Origin of the sequence: Achromobacter sp. Bel (genome assembly GCF_012928505.1) — a bacterium.
In the GTDB taxonomy this organism is placed as follows: Bacteria; Pseudomonadota; Gammaproteobacteria; order Burkholderiales; family Burkholderiaceae_B; genus Achromobacter.
Genome location: NZ_JABBJN010000056.1, coordinates 26,596 through 37,255, shown reverse-complemented (window position 1 = coordinate 37,255; position 10,660 = coordinate 26,596). Strand labels below are relative to the sequence as shown.

7 protein-coding genes are annotated in these 10,660 nt (G+C 65.5%); 2 read left to right on the top strand and 5 right to left on the bottom strand.

Translation table 11 applies throughout. From position 1 onward, the window contains the following. Together HG262_RS25585 and HG262_RS25580 are read left to right on the top strand one after the other, a co-directional pair. Window positions 1–1,885, top strand: a 1,885-nt coding sequence (locus HG262_RS25585; RefSeq protein ID WP_348984425.1) for a type IV secretion protein Rhs, incomplete at its 5' end; no start/stop codon positions are given. Then, on the top strand, window positions 1,866–2,489 hold the full coding sequence (locus HG262_RS25580) for a hypothetical protein (RefSeq protein ID WP_248293498.1): 624 nt from the start codon (window positions 1,866–1,868) through the stop codon (window positions 2,487–2,489). The genes HG262_RS25585 and HG262_RS25580, both read left to right, overlap by 20 nt. Before the next feature lie 85 nt (window positions 2,490–2,574). Here HG262_RS25580 and HG262_RS25575 read toward each other — a convergent pair whose 3' ends face one another. From HG262_RS25575 to HG262_RS25555, 5 genes are read right to left on the bottom strand one after another with little or no spacing between them, the layout of a single operon-like run. Next, a complete protein-coding gene (locus HG262_RS25575) occupies window positions 2,575–4,887 on the bottom strand; it encodes a DUF2235 domain-containing protein (RefSeq protein WP_169273685.1) in 2,313 nt (770 codons plus the stop codon). Further along, the gene (locus tag HG262_RS25570) at window positions 4,880–5,659 is read right to left on the bottom strand and encodes a hypothetical protein (protein WP_169273684.1); all 780 of its coding nucleotides are present in this window, start codon (window positions 5,657–5,659) and stop codon (window positions 4,880–4,882) included. The genes HG262_RS25575 and HG262_RS25570 overlap by 8 nt, the downstream gene beginning before the upstream one ends. A 53-nt stretch (window positions 5,660–5,712) precedes the next feature. Next, window positions 5,713–6,687, bottom strand: coding sequence for a DUF4123 domain-containing protein (locus tag HG262_RS25565; protein ID WP_169273683.1), 975 nt, complete (start codon window positions 6,685–6,687; stop codon window positions 5,713–5,715). Between the two features lie 13 nt (window positions 6,688–6,700). Further along, the gene (locus HG262_RS25560; protein ID WP_169273687.1) at window positions 6,701–9,574 is read right to left on the bottom strand and encodes a type VI secretion system Vgr family protein; all 2,874 of its coding nucleotides are present in this window, start codon (window positions 9,572–9,574) and stop codon (window positions 6,701–6,703) included. Window positions 9,575–9,600: 26 nt separating this feature from the next. Then, window positions 9,601–10,488 (bottom strand): hypothetical protein, encoded by an 888-nt coding sequence (locus HG262_RS25555; RefSeq protein WP_169273682.1) that lies wholly within the window; start codon window positions 10,486–10,488, stop codon window positions 9,601–9,603. Window positions 10,489–10,660: the final 172 nt, after the last annotated feature.

Genomic DNA, 10,660 nt, shown 5'->3' with positions numbered 1-10,660 from the left:
CGCACAGGCGGGCAACATGGCTTCGACGTTGTCGGCCGCCTCCGGCTTGGCTGCGGCGGGCGGCTCGCAGGGCGGCGTCGGCGCCGCGATCCGGCCCATGATGACGCAGGCGATGAACGCCATGGGCGACAAGGGCGCATCGCTGGGATCCGCCGTCAACACGCTGATGGCCATGCCGGACGTCAACGTGGACAACATCCCGGCGGTGGCCGGCGCGATCCTCAGCACGCCCGGGCTCAGCGACTCCGCCATCCCCGTCGTGGTGGGCGCGATCCTCCAGTCGCCCAGCGTGACCAGCATCACGCTGCCCAAGGTGGCGGAAACCATCATGAACATCCCGGCCGTGGCGAATTCGCCGTATCCGGGCCTGGTCCGCCGCGCCATGGACGCGGTAGGCATCGGGCTGCCGGGCACCGCAACGCGGCCCGCCGGCCAGGATGGCACGGGCGGCGCGAGCGGTCCGGCGGACAGCGGCGGCGCACAGGGCGGCACGCTCGCCGTGTCGACCTACCGCAGCCAGAGCGGCGCGCAATTGCAGTACGTGAACCTGAAGACCTCGGAAGCGCGCTGGAACGACGGCCAGGCGCTGACCAGCCTGGACCGCCAGACCAACCGGCCCAAGATCCGCGTATCGTTCAACCGCCGCGGAGAACACCGGTTCACGGTCAAAGTCATGGCCCGCCGGACCAACGCCGTCTATACGGCCCGCGAACGCGATCGGCAGCCCCTGTACCGCGACCCCGACCAGTCCACCTACCAGTACGTGACCGACCCCGACGGCACGAAGGTCGTCGACAACATCACCTTGCCCGCCGCGGGCTTGAACACCTATCTGTTCGAAGTCCTGAACGACCAGAACCAGACGGTCATGACCGAGATGATCGAAACCGTGCGCCGCATGTACATCCAGGAGATCCGCATGCCCGGCCCGGAAAACATGGAGCGCCGCTACGGCTTCCAGCCGACCGCCGACGAATACGCGCGCCATGGCATCGACGTGCTGCAACTGCCCTACGTGCAGACGCGCGGCGACGCCAATTCGGATGTCTGGACGGACGAAGGCGACGCGCGGATGCGCCGGCTGGTCCAGTCCATCTATCCGCGCTCGGAGGGCGCCCGGCACGAGCCCTACACCATCGCGGTCTGCCATATCGACCGCTTGGCCGCGCAATGGCCGATCGCGCCGCTGATCATGCGCGCCAATGCCGGTCCGGGCGTGGCCGACGCCGAGATGGACCTGCTTGGCCCCGACGGCAACCCTGCGTATCTCTGGCTGAACATCGATCCGAACGACGATTGGTTCCTGGAGTGCCTGTTCGAATACACGGATGCCGCAGGGACGGTCAAACGGGCCGTGGTGCCCAAGGACCGCGTGACCCCGATCACGGGCAACACCGCCGAACCCAGCGCCTGCCTGCGCGTCAGGGTGCGCCTGGCAGGCCTTTTGCCGACGCCCGCGTCTGGCCGGATCATCCTGCGCGTCAAGCTCATGGAAAGCGCCGCGGGCGGCGTAGCCTTTTTGGGCACCAACATCCTGGGCGTCGCGGTGCGCACGCCCTGGCAACTGGCGACGATGGCGTACCAGCAGGAAACGCTGGTCCACGAGATGGGCCACCTGCTGGGCATGACGCCCAGCGGGCCGGAATGGGCCAACGCCAACGAAGGCGGCGAACTGTATGACGCGTCGAAGCTGGACGGGGGACGCTACTTCTATTCAGACGCCGGCAACCACTGCCACTTCGGCCTGCCTGCCAACCAGGCCAATTCCAGCAACGTCGGCGCCTGCGTGATGTTCGGCGGCGACTGCCAGAGCATCCGCTTCTGCCCGTCGTGCTCGGACGCCGTGCGCAAGGTGGACATGTCCAATGGCTGGACCACGTCCTGACGCGCCGCGCCGCTTCCCGGCGCGCGCCTTTGTCCTGCTGTTCACCGCCGCCGCCTGGGCTTTCACCCCGGCGGCGTCCGCCCACCCCCCATCCGTCACGCCGCAGAAGACCATGAATTCCGACTGGACCGAACCCGCTTCCTTCGCCTCCGTGCCGATCAACAGCATGCGCGACCATGCCTGCATGCCCGCCAACGACGGCTACGACGAACAGCTCCGCATCGCGGCGCCTGCCCGCGTCTGGCCGCGGGCGCCCGGCGTGCTGGTCATTCCCGTCTGCGCGCGCGGCATCGTGCCGGCCGTGCAGCACCCGACCTTGCCACGCATCGTGGCGACCGATCTTGAAACACGCAAGGCCTACGATGGAGTGGCGTTTGAATACAAGCTGCCGACACGTCCCGGCGTCGAGGTCGACACCATCGCAAGCTCGCGCCCGCCCCGCGGGCAACCGGTCGCGCCGGGCATGAGCGTTGGCACGCAGTTCAGCACGGACCTGGCGGCCCGTGCCGGGCTACCGGTCAACCCGGCCAAGTATGAGGTGTATGTCGAATCCAACGGCTTGCGGTCGAACACCGTCACGATTGAAGTGCTGCCGCCGCGGTAGGCGCGGCCTGACCCGCCGTTCTTGTCACCCGGCGGTGTCCCGGCCGCCCTGATGCACGCCGTCGGGGTTGGCCACGTCACCCACGCTACAGGCGCGCAGGCGTCAGCCCCTCCAGGTTCGCGCGCATCTTCTCCGTGCGCGCCACGTTTTCAAGATCCGCCTTCATCTTCGCATCCTCGGCCTTATAGTCGGTCTTGCCGAAGATGTCTTTGTCGCGCACCCGGAAGTACATCGATGTGCTGGCCAGCAAATGATCAGGCCAGCTGCTCAGCATCGCGTCGTGCACCAGGAAGTCGAACAGCGCCATGACCTTTTCGGGCAAAGGGTTAGTGCCCGCGCTGGCTTCCCGCCATACCGTCAGCAAGCGTTGCTGCATGGCGCGCTGCGCCTTCATGTCGGCCAGCGGATCCTTCGGCTTGGCATCCTCGTCGACCGTGCCGCCATTACGCCGGATCATCTCGTCGCGCACCCTTGCCGGCTCGTTCATGATGGCGGTGACCTGTTCGATGCGTCGCACGCGCTCGGGGTCGGTGCGGGCCACCTCCGCCCGGTATCTTTCCAGCTCGGCCTCTTCATTTTCTGCCTTCTCGAGCGCCCGATACTCTTCTTCCAGGCGTTGCCACAACGGCTTGAAACGCTTGGGCGGAAGCTCGCCACGGCTGGCGTCGGCAGTTGCCCGACGCTGATCCTTCAGGGCTTCCAGTTCTTTCAGGCGAGCCGTATTCTCCGGCTTGGCCCGCTCCTCTCTTGACATCGCGCTGACGCGGCGGAATTCTTCGTCGTAGGCCTGCTGCGGCGTAAAGAAGTCCCGATCCTGGATCCATTTTTCCGCAGGGTCCGACAGTTCGCTCTTGAAGACGGGGTCTTGGTATCTGACCGCGAGCCAGCGCAGGAAAACCTCCATGTGCGGCAGAAAGTCCACGCCTGGCTCGTACTTCACCACACCGCGATAGGCGTCGACCAGTTCTGTGATTTGGTAGCTCTTTCCGCCATCCGCGAGGGCGGCCGACATCGAGAATTTCGCGAAAGTCAGGGGCCGTTTATCAAACAGCTGTTCGATGCTGTAGAGGGCGGCACCGTTCGACATCGCCAAGTTCAGCATGTCCCGTAGCGGAACCCGGGACAATTCCCCCCGCGCGCCGAGCGATCCCTCTGGGCTGACGCCCGTCACATCCCCGCTCGAGCCGGGATATAGAAACTGTTCGCCTCGGGTTTTCTCCAGGCTGTCCAGACGCTGGTTCGCGCGCAGTTCATGGCCGGCGGCAAAATGGACGCATTTTTGCACCGCCGCAGGGACGGTCAGCGTGCGGTCTTTGTGGGTTTGCTTCAGCAAATCGGTAAACGGCAGGAACCCAAGAAAGGTGCTTTCATCCATGATCGACGACACGGAATCCAGCAGCCCCAGGAACCGGATCTGGATCTCGGCCTCGGGTGCGCCGTTTTCCCCAGGAATCACCAGGTCCTTGTCGTTCCGGCGGCGGTACTTCTTGACCACGTCGTTGACGAACTGACGGGCCATGACTCCGCCCCGATCCCCTCCGAAAACCGAAATTTCGATGCGGCGCACGTTGTTCATTTCCGCGCTGACCGCCTCATGCGCCGACTTGAGCTGCCGCAGCGCAGCGTCCACGCGGACATCCACGCCCGTTCCCATCAGGTAGGCCACGGTCTCGTTGTCGCGGATGATCGGCACCCCTTCCATCGCCGTAGACTTGACGACTTCCTTGCCCGCCGTCCAGGCCACCTTAAGCGGATTCTTCTTGAATCCAGACCAGAACCCCCGGATGGTTCCCTTGGCCCGGTTGACCAGACGTTCGGGATCCCAGGCATTCCAGATCCGCACAACTTTGTCGGGAAGCGTCTTGACGTCTTTCACCACGTCGTTATACGCCTTCACCATGGGCTGGAAGGAGCCCTCCTTGATCATTTTCTGCGTCGCGCTGCGCAGCCGCTTCAAGGCGTCGTGCTCGGGGATCTCGTCCAGCCGCGTCATGTTCTTGGCGGCACTCTTGGCGTTCTTGCCCGCTTCGCTCAGCAGTTTCCCGCCCGCCACGGTGGCGCCATAGATAAAGTCGTCGTTCTTCGCATCCTCATTGAGTTCGGTCCCCAGACCCGAATAGTAGAAACGGAACCAATATTGCTTGACCGGGCGGTCCTCATCGTCATGCGCATAGTGCGCTTCCCAGAGCCGGCTGATATTGGAATAAAACGTTGGGTGCTTGCCATCGGCGTCCCGGCTACGGCCAAACCCGTCAAAGAAAAAGCCGATGCGCACGATCGCACCGCACTCCTGGCAGTCGTCCTTGGGATAGGCGGCCTCGCTCTCGGCGATCTTCTTCAGCACCGAGGCGGGCGTGCGGTCGATCGGCGACAATTCACCAGCGTCGGGGTTAGCCATTCTTGTCTCCTGGCGGCGTTCCCGCCGCTTTTAGCTGCGCGATTTTCTCTTGCGGCATTCCTTGCACGGCAACCGCGAACTCCCCGGGCTTGCGGCCAGGCTTGGCCAGCATCGCGGCGATCTCGGGGTTCGTGTCGAAATTCGATGCAACCGTGAAATACAGGAACATGTACTGCCGCATATCCTGGGCGTCCTCGATGCGATACTTGACCCACGCCCTCTTGGCGACTTTGGCGACCACGCGCCGCAGTTCAGCGCTGCTTCGATAGCTTCCCAATGCGTCGCGGTGCTGCGCATACAACCAGCGCGTGGCATCGACAATGGGAATTCGCACCTGGCCCAGCAGCTTTCGGCTGAGCGCTATTTCCATGTGCTCGTCGGGATAGATGTGCAGTTCGAGATAAAGCGGTCCATCACCCGCTGGTATCTCCGCAGGCGGGAAATGGACCGGCGTTTCTTTATTGAAAATGACGGTTTCCAACTTGCCGTCGAACATGTGCTTTCTGGCCAATTCGCCGTCCGCGCCGCGCCATTCCACCTTGAAGTCGCTGCCCGTCAAGGTATAGCAGCATGTCACCGAGCCCTCGCCCCCGCCGGCTCCGATCGAACCCGAGACCGCCGAATTGCCTTTGCCGTCCTTCACTTCGACCCGGTCCAGGTCCCAGGGCGTGTAGTTGTACGTCACGAAGGAGAATCCCTGGTAGTTCGGTTCGCTGTTGCAGCCGGCCAATAATCCCAGCCACATCAACAAGACAAGCAACCCCTTACGCATTCCATCCCCCTAAAGCACCTGCATTGATCTTTGCCACCAGGTTGCGCCGGCGCCTATACCGCGCCACGGCCATGCGCCTGCTCGGCACGCAGCAGCGCATCCCAAACCTCGTCCGGCACGTCCGCCAGCGCCTGCGACAGCCCCGGTCCGCTTTCCTTGAACCTCCGCAGCATCGGAGCGATGGCCTCGTGCTCGTCAAAACGCGGTGAAATGGTAATGCCCCACGCCACGTAGTCCAGCATGTCGCGTTCGGTGGCGATCCCATAGGATCGCGCCCTTTCCATCTGCGCCAATACCTGCGTGTAGAGCGCGTCCTGGCGCAGGCCGCCGCCCAAAACACCCAAATAGAGCCGGCGGATCTGCACCGCCAGCTTGTCCGGGTAGTCCATGTCCAGCAGCGCCTGGTGTTGCCCCTGCGTAAAGGCCTGCTGGCGGGAGTCTCGAGCCCTCTGCCGCATGTCGCCTGCCCCAGTCCATTGCGCGACGGATCCGTTGCGACGCAAATAACGCAACTGATGCACTGGCGCCAGGAAATCCTCGCGCTCTTCATCCGTCCACACTTGGAAAGCGCGGTCCAGAATGCGGCTGTCATAGAAATGCAAGTAATACTCGCGCCCATCCGGCAAGCCGTATTCGCCGTAATAGGCGTAGTGGGCCATCAAATCGGCCAGCGGCCGCGCGGATACGATGTGCGTCACCGCGAACTCGCCGCCATCGGCCTCATGCAGCTTCGCGAGCAGGCGCAGCAGCTCCGAGGTCCGGGGCGCCTGCTTGCCGCGCGATAGCTCGAAACGGCTCAGGTCATCAACCTGGATCAACAACGGCGCGATCTCGTCGTACACCGCCAAGTCGGTGCCCACCCAAACGGATCCATAGCTAAGATCCGCGCAGGCCTTGACCGGCCTGGCAAGCTCCGTGCGGCCCCGAAAATCCACCAGCAGATACGTGTTCGGCACCATGCCGGCCGCGGACGCCAGCGTTTCCGCCTGCGCCAGCGTGTCGTTCAACCGTTCTTCCCAACCGCCCATGCCGGCCTCCACCTCAGACCTTGTCGGTGATGGACTGCACGCCATCATGGGCATCCAGCACGCATTGCTTGCAAACGGTGAACTGCGGGAACGCATAGGGCATGCGGTCCGGTCCCGAAAACTGCTTGTTGCCCGTCTTAACATCGATGCGGCCCGGCGCGGTCACGGTGATGTTGCCGCCTTCCAGCACGATGCTGGCGCCCGCCGCGTTCGCGATGCGGATGCGTTTGGGCGCGGCATAGTCGACGGCCGTCTGCGCGCTGCCGATCGTGATGTCTTTCTGGGCCTGGACGCGCAGGATGTCGTGCTGCGCCTGGACATCCACGTCGCCCGTCGCCGAGATCAGGTCCAGCCCCGAATCGGCGCCCCCTTGCTGCAGGCCGGCGACGATCCCCAACCCTTGCCCCGTATGCAGGCGCAAGGCACCCATCACGGCCAGGTTCTGGTCCTTGCCCGATGAAAAGTGCACTGTGTCGCCGGCCACATACTGCATGTGCTGCGCGGCGATCTGCGCCAGCCCTGCCCGCGCGGCCATCAGCACGACCGGGTCGGTGGAATGCGGGACCTTGCCCTCTGCGGCTTGCGTGTGCTTGGCCGACGCGTCGGCCCGCGCCGGCTCCAGGCCGTCGCCCGCCACCGTGCCGGAGACCATGCGGTGCATCGCCGCCAGCGGCGCTTTCTCGGTATCCGGCACGCTGGCGTCGGGTCCTTTAGTGCCTTGCACCGTGGCCAGCCGCAAGCCTTGATGGGCGCCCACGACCGCGTCCAGCGACCGTGCCATCTGGTCCGTCTGGCTGGCCAGGGCCTGCACGCCGGCGGCATCGCCGACCGCGCTGGCGTTGCCATCACTGGCATAGGTGCTGAGCAGCACGCCAGCCCCGCCGCGCACGGCGCCGTAGCCGTCGGTGCGCAGCTCGATACCCAGGCCGCGCAAGCCGCCGCGGTAATTACCCGCCTGATGGATAAGATGCCCCAGGTTCAGCTCGCTAGCGTCTTGGGTGCTCTTGATCTGCGTGCGCAGTTGATCGTCGGTATCGTCAAAGACAATCTGGTTGTAGCCCGAGCCGCCGAATTCCTTGCTCTTGAAGCCGGTGAGCGCAGCGGCATTGCGGTGGTTCTCGTCGCCGCCGGCCGCGCCGTGCCAGGCCGGCGCGTTGCCCGCCGCCAGGTTGGCCTGCGCGCTGGGCATGCCGTCCCGCGCCGCGGCGTAGACCTGCGTATCGACCTGGCCGCCCGGACGTCCGCCTGGAGTGGCCGGCGTGCCGCCTTCGCCGCGCCCGTTGTATAGCGCGCCAATCACCACGGGCTGATCGACATCGTCGTCCAGGAAGCGCACCAGCACTTCTTGCCCGATGCGCGGCACAAAGCTCATGCCCATGCCCGCGCCCGACTGCCGCTGCGCCACACGCACCCAGCGGCTCTTGGCCTCGCCATCCTTGCCGTCGGCTTGCCAATGGAACCGGACACGCACGTCGCCACGGTGGTTCCTGAGTATTTCGTCCTGCCCCTTGGCCTGCGTGGTGCCCTCCGCATCCGTCACGACCGCTGTGTGCACGCCGTGGACCGATGGCGCGCCCGCCAGGCGCGCGCCACGCGTCTGCGGCAGCTCGGGACGCCACGGGCGATCACAACGCACCGCGTCGAAACGGTTGGCGTAGCCGACCTCGCGCGCCTTGGCCAGCACGGCCGCGTCGGGGGCCAGCGCCAAGGCGGCGTCGCCCTCCACACCCGGCGGCGCGATAGCGTCGTCGTCCAGCACCAGATACGCGTCCAGTCCCCCCAGCCGTTGCGCCAGCGACGCACGGGTCTCGGGCGGCAGGTTGTTGATGCCGACGTGCTCGACACGGTCCAGCGCGAAAACGGGCTCGAAGCCTTCCTCTTTGGCGGGACCCAGCGCCGACATGCCTTGCAACATGAAACGCGTGCCGGACCGGAAGGTGCGCACGCCGCCCTGACCGACGAAGGTCTCGGCCTGCACCCGCACGGCTTCCATGGCCAAGGTGGCTTGGCGCCTGGCCTGGCCCTCGTCGGCCACGCTGCCGTGGCCCAGCGGCTCGTACCATTCCAGTCCAGCGGCGTCATCGTCGCCGTTCGCCGGGTTGACCAGCGCCTCGGCCGCGATGGCGCGCTTACTGCTGGCGTGCCAGCCCAGCACCGTGATGCGGTCAGGAATCCGCCGGCGGCGGCGCGCGATGGCCTGCACGGTGTCGCGCGTTTCCGTGGCGCCTGTCCGATGGAAACGAATGCCGCCGCTGGCGGATTCCGCGTCCTCGTCCAGGTTGCGGCTATCCGTGAAAATCAGCACCGCGTGCTTCGCGGGCACGTCAGCGGCCTCGACTACCGTCCACCCCAATCCCGCTTCGGCCAACAGCCGGCTGATGAATTCGTAGTCGGTCTCGCGATACTGCGTCACATACGGACGGGGTGCCAGATCGGCCAGCGCCTGGTCCACGCCGGGCGCAATACGCGTGACGTAGCCTTCGTAGCTGTCCAGCACGTAGCGCACGATGTCCAGCACCGATTTGTCTTCGAACACGCGGCTTGCGCGTTGCTGCGTGGCCAGCCACAACCAGGGCACGACCGTCAGCCGATAGCGCGCCAGGCCCGCATCGCCGGACAGCAGCTCGGCCTCGCGGATCAGCCCGCTGCGCGAGGTCTCGCTGCCATCGGCGCGCGTCGTCCACAGCGTCACGGGGCGCGAGATCATGTCGTGAAGCGCCAGGCCGGCATTGTCGGCCAGCGCTACGATGCGCAGCTGCGCCACGCCGGACAGGGCTTCCCGCGCCACCCAGCCCTCCACTTGCAACGCGGCAAGCGCGCCTTCACCCTCAAGGCGATACAGGCGGGCGGCAGAGCTGAACACACCCTTCGTCGCTGTCGAATCCATCACGAAAAAACCTTCATCAAGGGCGCTCAAGGCTCGGTGTGAGCCTGGGCATTGGGGCATTCCGCTGCGGTGCCCCAGTGGCCCGCGCATACGCGCAGGCGGCATTGCTCGCTTTCCAGGAAGCCCAGCTTGCGGCATTCCGCCAGCCGCGCGGACAACGGCGAGCCCGGCAATTCACGTATGAAAATGCCGTCGCTCTTGTAGACCTTGGTGCCTGGCGGCGAGGCCGGCGGCAAGCCGTAAGACATCAATGTGGCCAGCAGCGCGGCATCGCTGTCGCTGCGCGGCGCCGCCTTGCCGCGCGGGGCGGAAGCCTTGGCGGTGGCCGCCGGATCACGTCCGTGCTCGGCGCGCTGCACCGTGGGGCCCGGCGCCTTGGCACTTGCGGGATGGGGCGCTGCGGGCACGGCGGCAGGCTTGGGCGCCGCCGCCGTCACCGCCAGCGCGGACAACGGATTGGAAGGTTCGCCCGCCTCGCGATCGCGTTCCCGCGTCAGCTGCGCCAGCGGATGGTCTTCCACGATCGTGGCCGCGGTGGAGGCCGGCGGCTCTGGCTCGCTTGGTGCGGGCGCCTGCGCCATCGCGGCGGCGGGCAAGGCAGTCTGGGAGCGTTCTGAATTGTTGGACGCGGAAGCGGGCGTTTCTGCGGTGACCACCACATCGGGCAAGGCCGGCGTGTCGAACACGGCCCACATTCCCGCGCCCACGACGCTCAGCAACAGCAGCAGCAACACCAGCATCGGCGCTTTGGATCGCCGCTTGGGCGCCAGATGCTTGACCTCGGCCTCCGGCACGCGCCCTTCCAGCGCGGCAAGAATGCGCGACGATTCGCGCGCCTCTGCTGAGGAAGCGCGCCCGGCCAGCAAACTTGGAATAGAGGTCGGTGTGCTCGATCTTTTTTCGTCTTCTGCCATGCGAGGTCCCGTGTCGGCGAAGGACCTGTAGATCCCCCGTAACCAAGGTGATCGAGAATACCCGAGCCACGCATTTTGATCACCGCTTCTTGTTACGATTCCTAAGGCACAGACGCTGTTTGCAACGCCCAAGCGCTTGCCTCAATCCCAAATAGAACAAAAGATTACGCCT